Annotated in this window: 25 protein-coding genes and 1 other RNA gene; 12 read left to right on the top strand and 14 right to left on the bottom strand. The window is 62.1% G+C overall.

Annotation, left to right across the window (positions count from 1 at the left end):
• Nucleotides 1-172: 172 nt before the first annotated feature.
• Entirely contained in the window at nt 173-814 is a 642-nt protein-coding gene (locus tag X757_RS152140) for a TetR/AcrR family transcriptional regulator (protein WP_023684159.1), read from the bottom strand.
• 117 nt (nt 815-931) lie between these two features.
• Here X757_RS152140 and X757_RS152145 point away from each other — a divergent pair, with 117 nt between their 5' ends.
• Complete coding sequence (locus tag X757_RS152145; RefSeq protein WP_023668744.1) at nt 932-1,759, top strand: NAD(P)H-binding protein; 828 nt, start codon at nt 932-934, stop codon at nt 1,757-1,759.
• A gap of 1 nt (nt 1,760) precedes the next feature.
• Complete coding sequence (locus tag X757_RS152150) at nt 1,761-2,237, top strand: DUF1772 domain-containing protein (protein ID WP_023726169.1); 477 nt, start codon at nt 1,761-1,763, stop codon at nt 2,235-2,237.
• Between the two features lie 33 nt (nt 2,238-2,270).
• Here X757_RS152150 and X757_RS152155 read toward each other — a convergent pair whose 3' ends face one another.
• From X757_RS152155 to X757_RS152170, 4 genes are all read right to left on the bottom strand, one after another.
• Nucleotides 2,271-2,582: a SelT/SelW/SelH family protein gene (locus tag X757_RS152155; protein WP_023668742.1), complete on the bottom strand. Its 312-nt coding sequence runs from the start codon at nt 2,580-2,582 to the stop codon at nt 2,271-2,273.
• A complete protein-coding gene (locus tag X757_RS152160) occupies nt 2,579-3,367 on the bottom strand; it encodes an RDD family protein (RefSeq protein ID WP_023700267.1) in 789 nt (262 codons plus the stop codon). Before X757_RS152160 ends, X757_RS152155 begins: the two co-directional genes overlap by 4 nt.
• Before the next feature lie 81 nt (nt 3,368-3,448).
• Complete coding sequence (locus X757_RS152165; protein WP_023668740.1) at nt 3,449-4,198, bottom strand: YebC/PmpR family DNA-binding transcriptional regulator; 750 nt, start codon at nt 4,196-4,198, stop codon at nt 3,449-3,451.
• A 193-nt stretch (nt 4,199-4,391) separates the two neighbouring features.
• A complete protein-coding gene (locus tag X757_RS152170) occupies nt 4,392-4,697 on the bottom strand; it encodes a helix-turn-helix transcriptional regulator (protein WP_023726168.1) in 306 nt (101 codons plus the stop codon).
• A 51-nt stretch (nt 4,698-4,748) separates the two neighbouring features.
• Between X757_RS152170 and X757_RS152175 the strand changes: the two genes are divergently transcribed.
• The 3 genes from X757_RS152175 to X757_RS152185 are packed head-to-tail and all read left to right on the top strand — an operon-like array spanning nt 4,749 to nt 6,125.
• Nucleotides 4,749-5,231: an SRPBCC domain-containing protein gene (locus X757_RS152175; RefSeq protein WP_023684154.1), complete on the top strand. Its 483-nt coding sequence runs from the start codon at nt 4,749-4,751 to the stop codon at nt 5,229-5,231.
• Between the two features lie 20 nt (nt 5,232-5,251).
• On the top strand, nt 5,252-5,614 hold the full coding sequence (locus X757_RS152180) for a glyoxalase/bleomycin resistance/dioxygenase family protein (protein WP_023726167.1): 363 nt from the start codon (nt 5,252-5,254) through the stop codon (nt 5,612-5,614).
• Between the two features lie 28 nt (nt 5,615-5,642).
• Entirely contained in the window at nt 5,643-6,125 is a 483-nt protein-coding gene (locus X757_RS152185; protein WP_023726166.1) for an SRPBCC family protein, read from the top strand.
• A 22-nt stretch (nt 6,126-6,147) separates the two neighbouring features.
• Here the strand turns inward: X757_RS152185 and X757_RS152190 are convergent, their stop codons facing one another.
• From X757_RS152190 to ssrS, 5 genes are all read right to left on the bottom strand, one after another.
• Complete coding sequence (locus tag X757_RS152190; RefSeq protein ID WP_023726165.1) at nt 6,148-6,909, bottom strand: TerC family protein; 762 nt, start codon at nt 6,907-6,909, stop codon at nt 6,148-6,150.
• A 70-nt stretch (nt 6,910-6,979) separates the two neighbouring features.
• Nucleotides 6,980-7,804 carry a YmdB family metallophosphoesterase gene (locus tag X757_RS152195; RefSeq protein ID WP_023726164.1) on the bottom strand — a complete coding sequence of 275 codons (825 nt, stop codon included), beginning with the start codon at nt 7,802-7,804 and terminating at the stop codon, nt 6,980-6,982.
• 56 nt (nt 7,805-7,860) lie between these two features.
• Nucleotides 7,861-8,388, bottom strand: coding sequence for a DUF3592 domain-containing protein (locus X757_RS152200; RefSeq protein WP_196814896.1), 528 nt, complete (start codon nt 8,386-8,388; stop codon nt 7,861-7,863).
• An 82-nt stretch (nt 8,389-8,470) separates the two neighbouring features.
• Entirely contained in the window at nt 8,471-9,055 is a 585-nt protein-coding gene (locus X757_RS152205) for a 5-formyltetrahydrofolate cyclo-ligase (RefSeq protein ID WP_023668732.1), read from the bottom strand.
• Between the two features lie 92 nt (nt 9,056-9,147).
• Nucleotides 9,148-9,303: non-coding RNA, 6S RNA (gene ssrS, locus X757_RS1000000166500), on the bottom strand.
• A 149-nt stretch (nt 9,304-9,452) separates the two neighbouring features.
• Between ssrS and X757_RS152210 the strand changes: the two genes are divergently transcribed.
• Nucleotides 9,453-10,292 (top strand): MoxR family ATPase, encoded by an 840-nt coding sequence (locus X757_RS152210; protein ID WP_023668731.1) that lies wholly within the window; start codon nt 9,453-9,455, stop codon nt 10,290-10,292.
• Between the two features lie 43 nt (nt 10,293-10,335).
• On the opposite strand, the gene X757_RS152215 is transcribed toward X757_RS152210, so the two are convergent.
• Nucleotides 10,336-11,874 (bottom strand): MFS transporter, encoded by a 1,539-nt coding sequence (locus X757_RS152215; RefSeq protein ID WP_023668730.1) that lies wholly within the window; start codon nt 11,872-11,874, stop codon nt 10,336-10,338.
• 142 nt (nt 11,875-12,016) lie between these two features.
• Here X757_RS152215 and X757_RS152220 point away from each other — a divergent pair, with 142 nt between their 5' ends.
• From X757_RS152220 to msrB, 6 genes are all read left to right on the top strand, one after another.
• Nucleotides 12,017-12,880 carry a LysR family transcriptional regulator gene (locus X757_RS152220; protein WP_023698426.1) on the top strand — a complete coding sequence of 288 codons (864 nt, stop codon included), beginning with the start codon at nt 12,017-12,019 and terminating at the stop codon, nt 12,878-12,880.
• 58 nt (nt 12,881-12,938) lie between these two features.
• Nucleotides 12,939-13,385: a GNAT family N-acetyltransferase gene (locus X757_RS152225; protein WP_023726162.1), complete on the top strand. Its 447-nt coding sequence runs from the start codon at nt 12,939-12,941 to the stop codon at nt 13,383-13,385.
• Between the two features lie 35 nt (nt 13,386-13,420).
• Nucleotides 13,421-13,681, top strand: coding sequence for a type II toxin-antitoxin system HicB family antitoxin (locus tag X757_RS0133860; protein WP_050485875.1), 261 nt, complete (start codon nt 13,421-13,423; stop codon nt 13,679-13,681).
• Nucleotides 13,682-13,690: 9 nt separating this feature from the next.
• A complete protein-coding gene (locus tag X757_RS152230) occupies nt 13,691-14,881 on the top strand; it encodes a VWA domain-containing protein (protein ID WP_023726161.1) in 1,191 nt (396 codons plus the stop codon).
• Nucleotides 14,882-14,897: 16 nt separating this feature from the next.
• A complete protein-coding gene (locus tag X757_RS152235) occupies nt 14,898-15,695 on the top strand; it encodes a hypothetical protein (protein WP_023726160.1) in 798 nt (265 codons plus the stop codon).
• A gap of 100 nt (nt 15,696-15,795) precedes the next feature.
• Nucleotides 15,796-16,200, top strand: a complete 405-nt coding sequence (gene msrB, locus X757_RS152240; protein WP_023668725.1) for a peptide-methionine (R)-S-oxide reductase MsrB — start codon at nt 15,796-15,798, stop codon at nt 16,198-16,200.
• A 62-nt stretch (nt 16,201-16,262) separates the two neighbouring features.
• On the opposite strand, the gene X757_RS152245 is transcribed toward msrB, so the two are convergent.
• From X757_RS152245 to X757_RS152255, 3 genes are all read right to left on the bottom strand, one after another.
• A complete protein-coding gene (locus tag X757_RS152245; protein ID WP_023829292.1) occupies nt 16,263-16,574 on the bottom strand; it encodes a hypothetical protein in 312 nt (103 codons plus the stop codon).
• Nucleotides 16,575-16,581: 7 nt separating this feature from the next.
• Nucleotides 16,582-17,022 carry a hypothetical protein gene (locus X757_RS152250; protein ID WP_023668723.1) on the bottom strand — a complete coding sequence of 147 codons (441 nt, stop codon included), beginning with the start codon at nt 17,020-17,022 and terminating at the stop codon, nt 16,582-16,584.
• A gap of 93 nt (nt 17,023-17,115) precedes the next feature.
• Entirely contained in the window at nt 17,116-17,376 is a 261-nt protein-coding gene (locus tag X757_RS152255) for a DUF2312 domain-containing protein (RefSeq protein ID WP_023668722.1), read from the bottom strand.
• Nucleotides 17,377-17,525: the final 149 nt, after the last annotated feature.

Genomic DNA, 17,525 nt, shown 5'->3' with positions numbered 1-17,525 from the left:
CGCTGAATCAAGAACCCGCCTTTGTGGCGGGTTTTTTTGTTGCCGCCAAAGTCAGTCGCTTCGAGCTAACGCGCCGATACCTCCCGCTTGTGGGGAGGTCGCCCAGGGTCGGGTGCGGTCCGACGCCTCCACCCTGCTGCTTCGAAGCGACCCTTCCCAGAGTGGTGCGAGCCTACCCGTCCACCAATTCCCGCAGCGCCATGCGCTTGTAGGCGGCGACCAGCCTGTCGCCCTCCTGCCGGTCGACCGAGATCGCCAGCCGCACGGCAGCCTCGCCCATCTGCCAGACCAGAAACGCTGTGGTCTCCAGCGCCACCGGATCGGCGCCGGGATGCAGCCGCTTCAGCACCATGGTCAGGAATTCGGCATTCGCCCGGCTGTCGGCGAGTTCGAGCTGGCGCAGCGCCTTGTCGGCCTGCGTGCCCGACCAGATGTCGCGCATCACCGGCTCGGCCAGGAACAGCTGATAGTAGATATCCACCAGCTCCGAAAACGCCTGCCGCAGGCCCTCGGCGTCGACGACATCCTTGAGCGCCGAGGAGATGCAGGCCTGGCTTTCGGCGGTGTAGCGCTCGGCCAGCGCCCAGACGATCGCCCGCTTGTCGGGAAAGAACTGGTAGAGCGAGCCGATCGACACCGCGGCCCGCTCCGCCACCTCGCCCATGCGCATGGCGTCGCTGCCTTGCTCGGCAATCAGCGCCGAGGCTGCGGCCAGCATGCGCTCGACCCGCTCGCGGCTGCGCTGCTGGGTGGGCGCCCGTCGCGGCGATGCGACCTGCTCCTGGGCAGATGCGGGCGTTGCTGTGTCTTCCATGACGGCCTCCGGTCTCGACAAAATCTGCCAACAAACGGCTTGACTCCCAAAATACGAGGGTTTATCACATTTTGCAAATGTGAGGATTACTCATATTTGTAACAAAGGAAAACCACCATGACCGACACCAAACCAGTCCTGATTCTCGGTGGCACTGGCAAGACCGGCCGTCGCCTCGCCGGGCGGCTGACCTCACAGGGCATTCCCGTGCGCATCGGCTCGCGTTCCGGCAGCCCCCGCTTCGACTGGGAGGTTCCGGCGACCTGGGAGCCTGCCATGCAGGGCGTGGGCGCCGTCTACATCAGTTACTATCCCGACATCGCCGTGCCGGGCGCCGCCGAGACCGTCGGCGCCTTCGCCAGGCTTGCGGTGGCAAATGGCGTCACCCGCATGGTGCTGCTCTCCGGCCGCGGCGAGACCGAAGCCCAGCGCGCCGAAGAGATGGTCAAAGCCTCGGGCGCTGACTGGACGATCCTGCGTTGCGCTTGGTTTTCGCAGAATTTCAGTGAAGGTTTTCTCGTCGAGTCCTTGCGGCAAGGCGAAGTGGCTTTGCCTGTCGGCCCTGTTGGCGAGCCCTTCGTCGATGTCGACGACATCGCCGATGCTGCCTTCGTTGCGCTGACCGAACCGGGTCATGTCGGCCAGCTCTATGAGTTGACCGGGCCGCGGCTGCTAAGCTTCGCCGACGCGGTTGCCGAGATCGCCAAGGCGACCGGCCGCGACATCCGCTATATCAAGATCTCGCATGACGAATTCACCGCCGCGACGGCGGCATACGAACTGCCGCCCGAAATCGCCTGGCTGCTCAACGAGCTGTTCACCGAAGTGCTTGACGGCCGCAACGAGACGCTGACCGACGGCGTCCAGCGTGTGCTCGGCCGCGCGCCGAAAGACTTTTCCGCCTACGCAAATGAAACCGCTGCAACCGGCATCTGGAGCAACTGAGATGATCAAGCTTCTTCCCACCCTCACCATCATCGCCGCCATCGGCTCGGGCGTCGTCGGCGGCGTGTTCTTCGCCTTTTCCAACTTTATCATGGCGGCGCTTGCCCGGCTGCCGGTCCCCCAAGGCATCGCAGCGATGAATTCGATCAACATCACGGTGATCACGCCCACCTTCATGACGGCGCTGTTCGGCACCGGCCTGCTCTGTCTGGTGCTTATCGCCGCCGTTCTCATGGGGTGGAGCCAGTCCGGCTCATACTGGCTGCTTGCCGGCGCCGTGATCTATTTGATCGGCAACCCGATCGTGACCATGGTCTTCAATGTGCCGCTCAACGATGCGCTCGCCGCCGTCGACCCGGCCAGGGCCAATGGCGCAGCCGTGTGGGCGAACCATCTGAATCAATGGGTGATGTGGAACCACGTCCGCACCATCACCGCCATCGTGTCGATGGCCTGCTTCATGTTCGCATTGCTCTGAAAAATGACACTTCGCAAACGCAAGGACCTCGCCTCAAGCGGGGTCCTTTTGCGTGTGACCCTTGCGGTCGGAATGACCGAGATCGCGGCCCGGATCGATGACGTCGCGCACCAGCTGCTTGAGCTTGGCGGCATCGGGAAAGCCGCCGTCGCGCTTGCGGTCCCAGACCAGCACATCGTTGCAGGAAACGGTGAAGATGCCGCCTGTGCCCGGCACCAGCGTCACTTCACCAAGATCCGTGCCGAAGGTGGAGAGCAGTTCCTGCGCCATCCAGCCGGCCCGCAACAGCCACTGGCACTGCGTGCAATAGGTGATGACCACGCGGGGCCTCTCCGGCACACTCATGTCTGGGCCTCCTGTATGCGCACCGTGGTATTTGCGAATCGATCGTGTATCGGGTCGTCGCCCAGAGCTATGGATATCGCAATCCAGACCGGCCAGATCAGCACCAAAACGAGGGCAGCGGATGCAACCACTATTTCCAGGCTGGAGTAATCCTGCACGCCACCGGGAGCGGTGCCCCAAGCCTGAAAAGCATACCAGCTTCCCGTCAGGACGATCGGTAATGCGCCGAGAAACTTGATAAGTTGCCGCCGAACAGCCTTTCTCGCCGGCAGGCCGACCCTATGTCTGTCGTCCTCATCATGTACAGTGAGCTCCGTGAGCCGCTTGCCGATTGATTGGCCGGACTTCAACTCCATAATGAGGAGATAAGACGCCAGAGCGATCAGCTCGAGGAAACCCAGGTCCAATGCTGCAGGCCTGAAATTCCCTTGCGAATCCAGATCGATCGAGATGGAGGAGGTTTCTCCAGGCTTTGAGCCCGGCGCCGTACCCACGCTCCATATGGCGACCGGCAAACCGAGTACTGATGTTCTACACACCTGCCAATCATAACGGGCAAGTGTCGGGGCACCGTGAACCGTACCCTCCTGGCATAGTTTCCAGTTCAGCCAAAAGCTGCCTTTTACGCCACCGTTGGTCAGCAGAAATAGAGCCCCTACGAGCAAATAGAGGGCGATCAGGATTACAAGGTAGTCGATGAGTGCAGCGAGAAACCGTCGCCATATGCCGGGCCGGCGAGGCCAGGCCACCGCATCGGCAAAACTTGCCTCTTTATAGTCGGTCATCGGCCCCCCCTGATAACTGACTAATCTATAGGCAGGCCGCCGTCATACAGCAATATTCGCATCCGACTGTATTGCACGGACCTACGCCGCGCTGAGCTTGGCCATGGTCTCGTCGTCGACCTCGAAATTGGCGTAGACGCTCTGCACGTCGTCATCGTCCTCGAGCGTTGCCACCAGTTTCATCAGCGATTGCGCCCGCTCTTCGTCGACCGGGACATTGTTCTGCGGCTGCCAGATCGGCTTCACCGATTCGGCCTCGCCAAGCGAGGCTTCCAGCGCCTTAGACACTTCGCCCATACTCTCGAACGCACAGTAGATGGTGTGGCCTTCCTCGTCGGACTCGACGTCATCGGCGCCGGCCTCGATCGCCGCGTCCATCACCTTGTCGGCGCTGCCGGCGGAGGCCGGATAGTAAATCTCGCCGGCGCGGTTCCACATGAACGACACTGAGCCGGTTTCACCAAGCGCACCCCCGGCTTTGGTGAAGGCGGCGCGCACGTTCGAGGCCGAGCGGTTGCGGTTGTCGGTCAGCGCCTCGACGATCAGCGCCACGCCGCCTGGCCCATAGCCTTCATAGCGCACCGCTTCGTAATTCTCGGCATCGCCCATCGATGCCTTGTTGATGGCGCGCTGGATGTTGTCCTTCGGCATCGACACCGCCTTGGCGTTCTGAATGGCCAGGCGCAAACGCGGGTTCATCGACGGATCCGGTGTTCCGCTCTTGGCGGCGACGGTGATTTCGCGCGCCAGCTTGGAAAACATTTTCGACCGCACCGCGTCCTGCCGGCCCTTGCGGTGCATGATGTTCTTGAACTGTGAATGGCCGGCCATGGCACCCCTGTCGTCTTCGGCTAGAGCATCCCGAAGCGAGGTGGTCTCACCTCGTCCTCCCGGGTACTCGAATTCAAATTTTCAGAGCCGTCCAAGGTGCAACGCGATGGATGCACGGCGTTCTCTGTCGGAATGGCCGGCTTATAGATAAATCGGCTCAATTCGTCCAGCCGCGCCGGTTCAGCCCTCCAGATCACAGCCGGTCGATAATGCTGAGCGCATGGCCGGCATACTGGCTGATCCAGCGGTCGTGGATGTGCTTGATCGGCAGCGCGTTGAGATGGTTCCAGCGCTCGCGCCCTTCGCGCTTTGCCACCACCAGTTCGGCTTCTTCCAGCACCTTGAGATGCAGCATGACGGTGCAGCGATCGATGTCGGGAAACGCCTCGCACAACATGCCGGTCGTCTGCGGCGCATCCTTCAGCCGATCCAGCAATTCGCGACGGCGCGGATGCGCCAACGCCTTGAAAACGTGATCGTCCGCGGTTTGGCTTGACATGTTATGTTTCTATAACATATCGTCGAGCCAATCAAGAAAGGAGCTGTGGATATGTCTCTTGGATTCAGAGTTTCCGGGCGCATCGGCAAACCGGTCGCAGAAGTCTTCGACGCAGTCGTCAATCCGGAGAAGCTCAGCGGCTATTTCACCACCATCGGCGGCGCCAGCGCCCCGCTGGAAGCCGGCATCGGTGTCGTCTGGTGGGGAAAAGTGCCGGTCGAGGTCGATGAAGTGGTCAAGGACAGCCGCATCGTGTTGCGCTGGGATGCCACAGATGCCGACGACAGGCCGGCCTACAAGACACGCATCGAGATGAACTTCGAGCCGCTGGACGATGGCGGCACCCTTGTGACCATTGCTGAATCCGGCTGGCCGGAAGGCGTGGTCGGCCTGCAGAAATCCTACCTAAATTGCGAGGGCTGGTCGCAGATGCTGGCTTGCATGAAGGCCTATGTCGAATACGGCATCAACCTGCGCGACGGCTACTACCGCGGCGAGATGAGGGGCGAGCCGGCCAACGAGACAAACAGATGAACCGCGCAACGGAGCCCGCAATGACCGCGAAAATGACCGGTGGCATCAACATCGCCATGAAGGTGCCGCCGCACCAGTACGAGGCGACGATCGCCTTCTATCGTGATGTCGTCGGCTTGAAGCCATTCACCGCCAAGACGCCAGCCATCGGCTTCGAGCTTGGCCCAAACCGTCTGTGGATCGACGAGGCGCCGATGCTGAGCCAGGCCGAAGTCTGGCTTGAGCTTTTCACCGACGATTCTGCAGCCATTGCGGATCATCTCGCCAAGGCCGGCGTCGTCCGTTGCGACGCGGTCGAGCCCCTGGGCGAAGGCTTTCGCGGCTTCTGGATCGCCAACCCGGCCAGCATCGTTCACATGGTGCGCGAGCCTGACGCCTGGTGAGCGCAAACCGGACAAGGAAGGAGCATCGATGGAAATTCACAAAACGCCGACTGCCGAAGCCGGCATGCTGATTAAGCGGCCGGTCGCCGATGTCTTCGAGGCGATCGTCGACCCGGCCATCACCACGAAATTCTGGTTTACCCACAGTAGCGGCCGGCTGGATAGCGGCAAAGAGGTTCGCTGGGAGTGGCGCATGTACGGCGCCTCGGCGATGGTCAATGTCAGCGAGATCGTCGAGAACAAGAAGATCGTCATGCAATGGAGCGATCCGCCGACCACTGTGGTCTGGACATTCACGGAGATGCCCGGCGCCGAAACGCCTGACGGTGCGACCTTTTTTGAGGTCAGCAATTTCGGCTTCGCCGGCACCGCCGACGAGCAGGTCAAGCAGGCGGTCGGCTCGACCGACGGCTTCGCACTGGTTCTTGCCGGCGCAAAGGCATGGCTGGAACAGGGCCTGTCGCTTGGCCTGATCGGCGACCGCTACCCAAACGGCGTGCCGGGGCGCTAGGGCCGCCCCTGCGGCGCCAGCCTCAATGCCCGCCGCCGGATTTCTTGCGCCGCCGCGCCAGCATGTTCAGGCCCTCGACCAAGGCGGAAAAACCCATGGCGGCGTAGATGTAGCCCTTCGGCACATGATAGCCCATGCCGTCGGCGATCAGCGTCATGCCGATCATCAGCAGGAAGCCCAGCGCCAGCATGACGATGCTCGGGTTCTTGGCGATGAAGTTGGCCAGCGGCCCGGCCGCCAGCATCATCACGCTCACCGCCACGATCACGGCGATGTACATGATGGCAATCTCGTCGGTCATGCCGACGGCGGTGATGATCGAATCGATCGAAAAGACGAGATCGAGCAGCAGGATCTGGAAGATGGCGCCGGCAAGCGAGATCTGCAGCGTCTCGCCCATCATCGTATCATTGTGGTCGTCGGGATCGACGGTGTGGTGGATTTCCTTGGTCGCCTTCCAGACCAGGAACAGGCCGCCGGCAATCAGGATCAGGTCGCGCCAGGAAAAGCCATGGCCGAACGCTGTGAACACCGGCGTCGTCAGCTGCACGATGATGGAGATGGTGGCGAGCAGCACCAGCCGCATGATCAGCGCCGCCGAGATGCCGAGACGCCGGGCGCGGGCGCGCTGCGCTTCCGGCAATTTGTTGGTCAGGATCGAGATGAAGATCAGATTATCGATGCCGAGCACGACCTCAAGCACGATCAGCGTCAGCAAAGCGACCCACGCGGTTGGATCGGAAACAAATTGAAAATGCGGCGCCAGGAACTCAACGAGCTGCATGGAGGTCGTCCCCTCTACGATCTAGAGCAGTTTCGTCGCCAGTTAGGTACTATATTCCACCATATCAATGTCACGACCAGAACGATGGCGCGGTTTCTTCAAGCCGAGGCCCGCGGCGAAACGGCGCGATCTTTTCGGCCAGGCCCGTCCGGTCGGAAATGTCGACGCCGACGCCGCACAATGTCGCCGGTCCGGTCGCTGCTTCGAAGCGGCCCTTCGGCACTTTCGACAGGAAGCGGTTGAGCGGTTCTTCCTTGTCCATGCCGAGCGAGGAATCATAGTCGCCGCACATGCCGGCATCGGACATATAGCCCGTGCCGCCATTGAGGATCTGGTGGTCGGCCGTCGGCTGGTGCGTATGGGTCCCGATGACGAGGCTGGCGCGGCCGTCGACGAAATGCGCGAAGCACATTTTCTCCGAGGTCGCTTCGGCATGGAAGTCGATGACCACGGCATCGGCCTGCTCGCCCAGCGGACAGGCGGCCAGCTCCCGCTCGCCGGCCTGGAACGGATCGTCGAGCTCGGGATGCATGAACACCCGGCCCATAATGTTGGCGACCAGCACGCGCGCGCCGTTTTTGGCGATGTAGACGCCGGAGCCGCGCCCCGGCGTGCCCTTGGGGAAGTTGGACGGACGCAGGAAGCGCTCCTCGCGCGGCGCGAAGACCAGTGCGTCGCGCTGGTCCCAGACATGGTTGCCGGTGGTGACGACATCCGCACCGGCGGCGATGGTGTCGCGAAAAATGTCTTCGGTGATGCCGAAGCCGCCGGCGGCGTTCTCGCCATTGACGATGACGAAGTCGAGTTTGAAATCCGAGATCAGGCCGGGCAGTTGTTCCCACACCGCCGTACGTCCCGATTTGCCCACCATGTCGCCGAGGAAGAGAAGTCTCATGCCCACTTCTATCCAGAGGCACGGACGCTAGGCAAGCGCTACCCGGGCGATTGGCGCTAACGCCGGCCGAAAGTACCACGCTGCTGTTGAGACGGCTTTGCGCTCGCGCCCGCGACGCGAACTGCCGAAGGCATCATCGGTGACGCCGGCGGTGCGGCGCGTCCGCGCAGCCAGAAGAACCAGACGTAGAAAACAGTGAACCCACCAGTAGCGGCCAGGAGCAACAGCCCGCCGCGCCAGCCCTTCATCGCCGCGGTATCGAGGATCGATGGATTGGCAGGGTTGTAATACAACTCCACCGCGTCGCCTTTGGACGCCGTGTAGAGGCCGATGTCCTTTCCCTTGCCGGACCACGTCATCGGTGCATCGTTCGCGACATAGGTGACAGCGACGTTGATGCCTTTCGCGGTGAGGCCATTACCCTGGGCTTCGCTGTAGGAACTGATATCCGTCACTGTGGCAACCGTCTGATGCCAGGCGAACTGGTGGTGCAGGGCCGTTCCGGAAATGTGCAATGCCATCGCGAACAGCGTTACCGCGATGAGGACGAACGGCATCAGCAGGAAGCGTGCGAAGACAAACATGATGGCCGCCATCGGCTCGGACTGTGTTGCCGGAATTCTATCCGGCACGTCTTGGAAACGCGTTAAGCGGGATCGCGGTCTTTTAAGCGATGTCGAAGCGGCGCAAACCGCTCTCGGTGAGTATTTCCGGGATGATGACGTCGTGCGCCTCATCCGGCACCAGACCCACCTCCTGGCAATCGAAGGCGATGCCGATCAGTCGTGGCGGCTGGCCCTTGTCGATCAGCCTGGCGATGGCGCGGTCGTAATAGCCGGCGCCATACCCGATGCGATGACCGCGGCTGTCGAAGGCCGCGAGCGGCACCAGCATCACCGCGGGATCGAGAACCTCGGCCTCCGCATGCGGACCGACTGTGCCAAAACCCATCTCGACCATCGGCGCGCCGCGCACCAGTTCGCGAAAGACGATGGTGGTCTTGTCGAGGATGGCCGGCAGGCAAAGCCTGGCCCCCTTCTCGCGCAAGGCAAACATCAGCGGCCTGACGTCGACTTCCGATCGCATCGGCCAGAAAGCTGAAACGATCTGACCCGGCTCGATGGCGAGGTGGTCGCGCGCCGTCTCGGCCATCTCAAGCGCGATCTCCACCCGCCACAGCGGATCGAGCGCATCGCGACGGCCGAGTGCCTCGAGGCGCAACTGCTTTTTCAGGTCTTTGGGAGATGTCATGCGCGGACGATAGAAAAGGTCGGATCTGGGTGACGTTTCATGAGCGACGTTTTCTACCACATCATCCGCCAAACTGGGCGGATACAGGTAAGTGACGATCCACACAACCGGTGGAGAGAGCGATCCCGGGAACCTACAAAGTAGGTGGGCGCCGTATGAGAAAACCCACGGGTCTTCCCAGGGACAGCTCCCTAAGGATCGTTAAGGCCCCGGGGAAAATGTTCTCCTGCCGGGAAGCGCAGACCGCCAAGCCCAATATAGGCGGCTAGTCGGTCAAGCGCTAGTGACATGAGCCGATGTTTCCATTTCGATCTCACACGCTTGCGTCGCAGCCGGCTCGCCCTTGCACAGGTCAAGCAGCGTCCTTACGATCGCGCTCACCAACCGAGGAGCAAGTATGCGTTTCGAAGGCACGGCGGCCTATGTCGCCGACAAGGATCTGATGGTGGCGGTGAACGCCGCGATCGCGCTGGAGCGGCCATTGCTGGTCAAGGGCGAGCCGGGCACCGGCAAGACCGAGCTTGCCCGCCAGGTGGCATCGGCGCTCGGCCTCGACCTGATCGAATGGCACGTCAAGTCGACCACCCGTGCGCAGCAGGGACTGTATGAATATGATGCTGTCTCGCGGCTGCGCGACAGCCAGCTCGGCGATGCCAGGTTCAACGACATCAAAAACTACATCAAGCGCGGCAAGCTCTGGCACGCCTTCGCGGCCGGTAAGAAGGTCGTGCTGTTGATCGACGAGATCGACAAGGCCGATATCGAATTCCCCAACGACCTTTTGCAGGAACTCGATCGGATGGAGTTCTTCGTCTACGAAACCGGCGAAACGATCCGCGCCGCTGTGCGCCCCATCGTCATCATCACTTCCAACAATGAGAAGGAACTGCCCGACGCCTTCCTGCGCCGGTGCTTCTTCCACTACATCCGCTTTCCCGATGTCGACACGCTGCACAAAATCGTCGACGTGCACTATCCCGGCATAAAGCAGAATTTGGTGCGTGCTGCCCTGACCCAGTTCTACGAGATCCGCGATATGCAGGGGTTGAAGAAGAAGCCGTCGACCTCCGAGGTGCTCGACTGGATCCGCCTGCTGGTCGCCGACGACATCGCACACGAGGATCTGCGCGCCGACCCCAGGAACGCGCTGCCGAAACTGCACGGCGCGCTGCTGAAGAACGAGCAGGACGTGCATCTGTTTGAGCGCCTTGCTTTCATGGCCAGGCGGCAGGGATAAGGATCGGCGGGCGGGCTGAGCGCTATGAGCGGGCTTCGGCCGATCACTCGGCCGCCGCAAGCCCTGTCTCCTGCGGCGCGACGCGCTTCGGCCCGAAGATGACGAAGCCGATGACCGACAGGGCGAGAACGCCGATCCCGCAATAGAGCATGACCCAGCCGAAACCGTTGACCAGCGCGGCATGCACGATGGCGCCGGACGGGTCGAGGGCTGCGAGCTTCGGCGTCCCCTGCGCAAGGCCCTCCAGATTGCCGGTGGCGACCCTTTCCGCCAGTGCCCGCAACTCATCCGGCTCCAAAGCCGCGCCGAGTGTGGCCCGCAGGTGGGAAACGATACCTTGCGTCAGCAGCAGGCCGAGCACCGCGATGTTGATAGCGAGCGTGATCAGGCGTGCGCTGATGTCGATGCCGGACGCCATGCCGGCACGATCCGGCGATACCGCGCCGGTCGTGGTATTGGTGGTCGGCGAATTGGTGAGACCGATGCCGATGCCGGCAATCAGCGTGCCGGGCAGCATGGTCAGCCAGGTGGCGCCCTCGAGCCTGGAGCCGATCCACATGGCGATGAAACCGATCCCTAGCGTCAGCAGACCGAGCGGGATGGCAATTCGTGCCTGATAGCGCGCGCGAATGCGCTCGGCGATCGGCGGCATCACCATGAAGGGCAGCGTGTAGACGAGCAATAGCAGGCCGGTCGTCGTGCTGTCGTAGCCGAGAACGCCGGAATAATAGATCGGCAGATAGATGATGAACGGCCAGTAGCTGAAATTCATGCCGATGGCGCCCATGATCGCGCCGGAAAACTGGCGGATGCGGAACACGGAGAAATCGAACATCGGATAGGGATTGACCCTCTCGGCGACAAGGAAAGCGATGAACGCAGCCACGGAGGCTGATATCACGCCGATGCGGGCGCTGTTCCCGAGATCCGCACCCTGCGTAATCAGATAGGAGAAGCCGAACACAGAAGCCGACAGCGTCAGCATGCCGGCCCAGTCAAGCTTCTGGGCGTTGTGATCGCGCGATTGCGTGACACCGGCGCCGATAAAGGCGAGCGCCAGGATCGCCAGCGGCACGTGGATGAGGAACACCCATTGCCAGTTCGACAGCGCCACGATCAAGCCACCGATGGCGGGCCCGAAACCGAGCCCGATGCCTGAGACGACGCTCCAGGCGACGAAAGCCTTGCCGCGTTCGCGGCCGTCCTGGAACTGATGCGACAGCACGGCGACGCTGCAGGTCAGCATCGCGCCGCCGGCGAGACCTTGCAGGAAGCGGGCGGCGATCAGCAGCGCCGCACTCGGCGCCAGGCCGCACAGCAGCGAGGCGAGGCCGAAGGCGACGGTGGTGATCACCATCACGCTCTTGCGGCCGAAACGGTCGGCCAATGTCCCTGTCGCCATCAGCACCGTGGTGCAGGCAATGGTGTAGGCGTTCATGATCCATTGCAGGTCTTTGAAATCGGCGGCGAGCACGCTTTCCAGTTTCGGCAGGATCACCGGCACGCTGGAGATTTCGAGCCCGAACAGCAGCGACGCCAGGCACACGCCGGTGAGCGCTATGGTGTTTCGTTGAATTGGCATATCGATCTCTTTCCATCCGAGCATGAGGCGCTCTTCAAACCGCGACCGGTTTGAGATAGAGGAGACTCGACCATGAAAAAAGGCTATGCTCGGCTATATCAGAAATGACAAAACGGAATGATTGGCCCAATGGAGTGCTGCGATGACCAGTCTTGATGTGGACGCCGTACGAACCTTTGTGATGGTGGCCGATCTGCAGAGCTTCACCCAGGCGGCATCGGCGCTGGGCAGCACGCAGGCGACGATCAGCGTCAAGCTGCGCCGCCTTGAGGAGAAGCTCGGCGCGCGATTGATCGAAAGAACGCCGCGCCGCGTCAGCCTGTCGGCACGAGGCGCCGTCTTCCTCCCCGCCGCGCGCGACTTCCTTGCCGCGCACGAGCGCGCCATGGCGGAGTTTGCGTCAGCACCGTGCCGGCTTGCGCTCGGCTTTGTCGATCATGCCGCCGGTCCGGCGCTGTCCATTCTGATTGCCCAGCTCCATGCGCACGATCCATCGCTGACGCTCAGTTTGAGGATCGATACCAGCACGGTGCTCAAGGAAGCTTTCGATCACGGCGAGCTCGATGCAGTCATCGTGCACCGCGAAGGCGACAGCCGTCCTGGCCGGACCTTGTCGCGCAACCACTATGGCTGGTTCGCAGCACCTTCCTTCGAGTGGCAGCGCGGAACGCCGTTGCGCCTCGCGCTCTTAAGCACCGTGTGCAACTGTCCGGATCGTGTGCGGGCGGTCGAGGCGCTGGACAAAGCAGGCATCGCCTGGGAGGAGGCCTTCGTCGGCGGCGGCGGCGCGGCCGTCAACATTGCGATATCGGCGGGCTTTGCCGTTTCGGCGCTGGCTCACTGCGTCGCTCCGCCCGGCCTGATCGAGGTTGGCCGCAAACTTGGTCTTCCATCGCTTGACCCTTCCGAAGTGGTGCTGCATTCGCACAATCTGGCGCCGCGCGCGCGTGACGCGCTGCAGATGCTGGCGACCGCATTTCGCGAGTACAATTCGCCGGTGGATTAGGCGATGGTGTTTCCGATCTGATTCCGCCGGAATCCGATAAGGCTTTGGAGGAACCGAAATGACCGAGATCACCGTCCGCCCGCTGGCGCTGGCCGACCATGCCGACTGGCGGCGGCTGTGGACTGCCTACCTCACCTTCTACGAGACCAAGCTGCCGGACGAGGTCTACGACATCACCTGGGAACGACTGTTCACGGAAGGTGAATTCGAACCGAAGGGGTTTATCGCCACGCTCGACGGCAAGGCGGTCGGCCTGACCCATTATCTCTATCACCGCTCCGGCTGGTCGGAGAAAAACAACTGCTACCTGCAGGACCTGTTCGCCGACCCTGATGTGCGCGGCAAGGGCATCGGTGCGGCCCTCATTGAAGCGGTCAAGCAGGAAGCCGGCAAGATCGGCGTCAAGAACGTCTATTGGATGACCCACGAAACCAACGCCACAGCGCGCAAGCTCTACGACCATGTCGCGCGGCGGACAGGGTTTATCGAGTATGATCTGCTATGATGCGAGCGCGATCGAAATAACGCGGAAGGAGCCGAATGATCCGCTATGTCGGAATCCTGGATGGCAGTGACGGCGTTTGGGGAGTGCGGATGCCCGATCTCGCCGGCTGCCACGGGGCCGGCGCAAACCCGGCTGAAGCGATAGCCGATGCCGCGTCGGCTATGCGCGAATGGGCGGAAGCCCGCATCGCAAAGCACTTGCCCATGCCCAACCCACGTACTGTGGCAAATCTTCTGCAATCCGGCGAAATCGACAGTGCCCGTGGCGACTCCGCCGTGACCGTTCGGCATAGATAACGGCCAACCATGTTCCTCCCCTTCTTCCTCGAACTGAAGGCCGCGCGGATTCCCGTTTCGCTGCGGGAGTATCTGTCGCTGCTGGAAGGTCTGGAAGCCGGGCTGGTCGACTATGACGTCGAGGGTTTTTACTACCTCGCCCGCGCCGCGCTTGTGAAGGACGAGCGCCATATCGACCGCTTCGACCAGGTGTTTGCGCATGTCTTCAAGGGGATCGAGGCGCTCACCGGCCCCGATGCCGTCGGTGTCGCCAACATCCCTGAGGAATGGCTGCGCCGGCTCGCCGAAAAGCACCTGACCGAGGAAGAGAAGAAACTGATCGAGGCGCTCGGCGGTTTCGACAAGCTGATGGAGACACTGAAGCAGCGGCTGGAGGAGCAGAAAGGCCGCCACCAGGGCGGCTCGAAATGGATCGGCACCGGCGGCACTTCGCCTTTCGGCGCCTATGGCTACAATCCCGAAGGCGTGCGCATCGGCCAGCATGAAAGCCGCAATCGCCGTGCGGTGAAAGTCTGGGACAAGCGCGAGTTCAAAAACTTCGACGACGCCGTCGAGCTCGGCACCCGCAACATCAAGGTAGCGCTGAAGCGCCTGCGTCGCTGGGTGCGCGAGGGTGCGGAGGAAGAGTTCGACCTGCCCGGCACCATCCATGCCACCGCCGAGCACGGCTATCTCGATGTGCAGACGCGCCCCGAACGGCGCAACGCCGTGAAGCTCTTGATGTTCTTCGATGTCGGCGGCTCGATGGACGACCACATCAAAAGCGTCGAGGAGCTGTTTTCGGCCGCCCGCGCCGAATTCCGCCAGCTCGAATATTTTTACTTCCACAACTGCCTTTACGAGGGCGTCTGGAAGGACAACCGGCGCAGGCATGCCGAGACCATCCCGACCTTCGATCTGCTTCACAAATACGGCCCCGACTACAAGGTGATCGTCGTCGGCGATGCCTCGATGAGCCCTTACGAGATCGCGCATCCCGGCGGTTCGGTCGAGCATTGGAACCCGGAAGCCGGCAGTGTCTGGCTTGACCGCCTCATCCAGCAATGGCCGAATGCGGTCTGGCTGAACCCCGAAAATCAGAAAAACTGGGGCTTCACCCATTCGATCGCGATGATCCGCGATCTCTTCGGCGGCCGCATGTTCCCACTGACGCTGGCCGGGTTGGAAGCCGCGACGAAGCAGCTCTCACGCAAGCGTTGATATGAGAGGAAAACCGATGACCTGCTTTCTTTGCCCGCAATGCGGCGTCCAGTTCGCGGCAACGCAGACCCCTCCAGAAAATTGCCCGATCTGCGAGGACGAGCGGCAATATGTGCGCTGGGAAGGCCAGGCCTGGACCACTGGGGAAGAACTCTCTGCCGGGCATAGGCTTGTGATGAAGGACGATGCCGGCGTTCTCGCTTTCGGCATCGAGCCGCGCTTTGCTATCGGCCAGCGGGCGCTGCTGGCGCAGACGCCGCACGGCAATGTGCTGTGGGATTGCATCTCGATGGTGAGCGACGAGGCGGTAGCCGAAATCAACCGTCGCGGCGGCCTGGCCGCGATCGCCATTTCGCACTGCCACTATTATTCGGTGATGGTCGAGTGGAGCGAGGCGTTTGGCGGCGTGCCGATCTATCTCCATGCCGACGACCGCCAGTGGATCATGCGGCCGCACAACGCCATCGTCAGCTGGGCGGGCGAGACGCTGGCCATAAACCCGTCGCTGACACTCGTGCGTTGCGGTGGCCATTTTGCCGGCGGCCAGGTGCTGCATTGGAAACGCGATGACGGTAACGCCCTGCTGTCCGGCGACATATTGCAGGTGACGCCGACGCGTCGCCATGTCAGCTTCATGTACAGCTATCCGAACTACATTCCGCTCAATGCGCCGGCCGTGCGACGCATCGCGGCGGCACTTGAGCCTTTCGAATTCGACGACATCTACGGCGCGTGGTGGCAGCAGAACATCATCGGCGGCGCAGGAACGGCATTTCATGCGTCGATCGCCCGCTATCTTCAGGCGATTGGGTAGGAGCTCGGCTGAAAATGCGAGCAAAACACGTAACAAACGCCTATCTCTAAGCGAAGATAGCTTGCAACCAACAACAAGCCGCCAAGGCTGAGGAGATCAAATGGACACCCACACCTACCCTGTCACCCGCACCGACGCCGAATGGCGCGCCCGCCTGACGCCCGAGCAATATGCGGTCATGCGCGGCCATGGCACCGAACGGCCCGGAAGCTGCGCCCTGCTCTACGAAAAGCGCGCCGGCACCTTTTCCTGCGTCGGCTGCGACCAGCCGCTGTTCGAATCCAAGCTCAAGTTCGAGAGCGGCACCGGCTGGCCGAGCTTCAATGATCCGGTGCCCGGTTCGGTCGAAAACACCGTCGACCGCAGCTACGGCATGGTCCGCACCGAATGCCACTGCGCCCGCTGCGGCAGCCATCTCGGCCATGTCTTCGAGGACGGCCCGCCGCCGACCGGCCTGCGCTATTGCATCAACGGCGTGGCGCTGAAATTCGAGCCGGCGCCTTAAGCCGCAGCTTGACCACCATCTTCAAAGGGCGGCTTCGGCCGCCCTTTTTCGTGTCAATCTTCTCAGACAACCACCACCAGGATCAGCCAAAGCGTAGCCCCGAGCGTCATCAACGAAGCCTTGGCGCCACTGGATTTTTCCGTGGTTCGCCAGACGGCAAAGGTCAGAAAGATGTTGTAGGGCACGGGCGCGAAATGCACCGCCAGGACGACGGCGAGCGGCAGCTTCAAGCCGAGCAGAATGAGCGCGGCCACCGACGAGGCGATGTTGATCGCCGTGCCGACAAGCACTAGATCGCGCCAGAACAACCGCTCGACCGGCACCGCGCCTTGCCAGCGCGAGTCGAAGAAGGATCCGATGCTTTGCACCAACACCTGATAGCTATCCCTCTCCCAGCACGTCGGTGACGGCGCGCTCGAAGCGCGAGCATTCCGTCACCAGCCAGTCGGCCATGGCCGGCCAGTTGTCCTCGGCATAGCAGTTCACCCGCCACATCGAATTGATGCCGAGGCCCTCGCAGCTCTGCTCCGGCCTGAGCTTCAGCCAGTCTTCGATTGCCGGTTGGAACGGCTTCAGCCGCGACCAGACCCCGGTCGCGCCGAACTTCTCGTTACGGCCGAAAAAGACGCCAACTTGGCTTTGCGCCGGCGCGACATACATGGACAGGACCAGAGCGAAGTCAGGCAGCCCGCGCTGCCAGAACCAGGGTCCGCGCCGCGCCATGGAAGCGCGTTCCTCCGGATGCCGTTCGGCGAACAGCGCCCAGAAGCTGCGTTGGCGGAATTCAGAGGCGCGGCGGGCGCCGAAGTCGAATTCGCTCATGGTTCGATGCCCGTTCCAGCATCATTCCTTGGCCCGAGACTGTTTCGAAATTCGCTCCGGCGATATCAGCCGGAGTAGAATTTCCAGACAGCCTTACACCATGCCGAGCGCGGCCTTGTAGAGATCGAGGATGGTTTCCTCTTCCTGGCGCTCGGCCTGGTCCTTCTTGCGCAGCCGGATGATCGACCGCATCGCCTTGGTGTCGAAGCCGGTGCCCTTGGCCTCGGCGAACACTTCCTTGATGTCGTCGGCGATGGTCTTCTTTTCTTCCTCGAGCCGCTCGATGCGCTCGATGAAGGCGCGCAACTGGCCGGCGGCAACAGTCTGGCTGGTATCTGTGATGTCGTCGGCCATGTTTTTTCTCCGCTACTTTTTAAGCACCGCGATTCTGGCGCGGTAAATTGGGAGCGGGTTCGATGCCCGAGCAGGCGCGGCGGGTCAAGCCATTATCGATGCTCCATCAACGGCTGCTGCCAGCCGTCCCCAGTGTGATGGATCCGCGC

The organism is Mesorhizobium sp. LSHC412B00 (genome assembly GCF_000503035.1).
Classification (GTDB): domain Bacteria; phylum Pseudomonadota; class Alphaproteobacteria; order Rhizobiales; family Rhizobiaceae; genus Mesorhizobium.
The sequence above is the reverse complement of the archived record's forward strand: the minus strand, read 5'-3'. Positions and strand labels throughout refer to the sequence as shown.

Coding starts and splice junctions, on each gene's coding strand:
- X757_RS152140 (WP_023684159.1), bottom strand. CDS start 814: ATGGAAGACACAGCAACGCCCGCATCTGCCCAGGAGCAGGTCGCATCG.
- X757_RS152150 (WP_023726169.1), top strand. CDS start 1,761: ATGATCAAGCTTCTTCCCACCCTCACCATCATCGCCGCCATCGGCTCG.
- X757_RS152255 (WP_023668722.1), bottom strand. CDS start 17,376: ATGGCCGACGACATCACAGATACCAGCCAGACTGTTGCCGCCGGCCAG.
- X757_RS152215 (WP_023668730.1), bottom strand. CDS start 11,874: ATGCCAATTCAACGAAACACCATAGCGCTCACCGGCGTGTGCCTGGCG.
- X757_RS0133860 (WP_050485875.1), top strand. CDS start 13,421: ATGATCCGCTATGTCGGAATCCTGGATGGCAGTGACGGCGTTTGGGGA.
- X757_RS152230 (WP_023726161.1), top strand. CDS start 13,691: ATGTTCCTCCCCTTCTTCCTCGAACTGAAGGCCGCGCGGATTCCCGTT.
- X757_RS152225 (WP_023726162.1), top strand. CDS start 12,939: ATGACCGAGATCACCGTCCGCCCGCTGGCGCTGGCCGACCATGCCGAC.
- X757_RS152195 (WP_023726164.1), bottom strand. CDS start 7,804: ATGAGACTTCTCTTCCTCGGCGACATGGTGGGCAAATCGGGACGTACG.
- X757_RS152250 (WP_023668723.1), bottom strand. CDS start 17,022: ATGAGCGAATTCGACTTCGGCGCCCGCCGCGCCTCTGAATTCCGCCAA.
- X757_RS152155 (WP_023668742.1), bottom strand. CDS start 2,582: ATGAGTGTGCCGGAGAGGCCCCGCGTGGTCATCACCTATTGCACGCAG.
- X757_RS152175 (WP_023684154.1), top strand. CDS start 4,749: ATGTCTCTTGGATTCAGAGTTTCCGGGCGCATCGGCAAACCGGTCGCA.
- X757_RS152180 (WP_023726167.1), top strand. CDS start 5,252: ATGACCGCGAAAATGACCGGTGGCATCAACATCGCCATGAAGGTGCCG.
- X757_RS152145 (WP_023668744.1), top strand. CDS start 932: ATGACCGACACCAAACCAGTCCTGATTCTCGGTGGCACTGGCAAGACC.
- X757_RS152235 (WP_023726160.1), top strand. CDS start 14,898: ATGACCTGCTTTCTTTGCCCGCAATGCGGCGTCCAGTTCGCGGCAACG.
- X757_RS152165 (WP_023668740.1), bottom strand. CDS start 4,198: ATGGCCGGCCATTCACAGTTCAAGAACATCATGCACCGCAAGGGCCGG.
- X757_RS152205 (WP_023668732.1), bottom strand. CDS start 9,055: ATGACATCTCCCAAAGACCTGAAAAAGCAGTTGCGCCTCGAGGCACTC.
- X757_RS152170 (WP_023726168.1), bottom strand. CDS start 4,697: ATGTCAAGCCAAACCGCGGACGATCACGTTTTCAAGGCGTTGGCGCAT.
- X757_RS152210 (WP_023668731.1), top strand. CDS start 9,453: ATGCGTTTCGAAGGCACGGCGGCCTATGTCGCCGACAAGGATCTGATG.
- X757_RS152200 (WP_196814896.1), bottom strand. CDS start 8,388: ATGTTTGTCTTCGCACGCTTCCTGCTGATGCCGTTCGTCCTCATCGCG.
- msrB (WP_023668725.1), top strand. CDS start 15,796: ATGGACACCCACACCTACCCTGTCACCCGCACCGACGCCGAATGGCGC.
- X757_RS152190 (WP_023726165.1), bottom strand. CDS start 6,909: ATGCAGCTCGTTGAGTTCCTGGCGCCGCATTTTCAATTTGTTTCCGAT.
- X757_RS152185 (WP_023726166.1), top strand. CDS start 5,643: ATGGAAATTCACAAAACGCCGACTGCCGAAGCCGGCATGCTGATTAAG.
- X757_RS152220 (WP_023698426.1), top strand. CDS start 12,017: ATGACCAGTCTTGATGTGGACGCCGTACGAACCTTTGTGATGGTGGCC.
- X757_RS152160 (WP_023700267.1), bottom strand. CDS start 3,367: ATGACCGACTATAAAGAGGCAAGTTTTGCCGATGCGGTGGCCTGGCCT.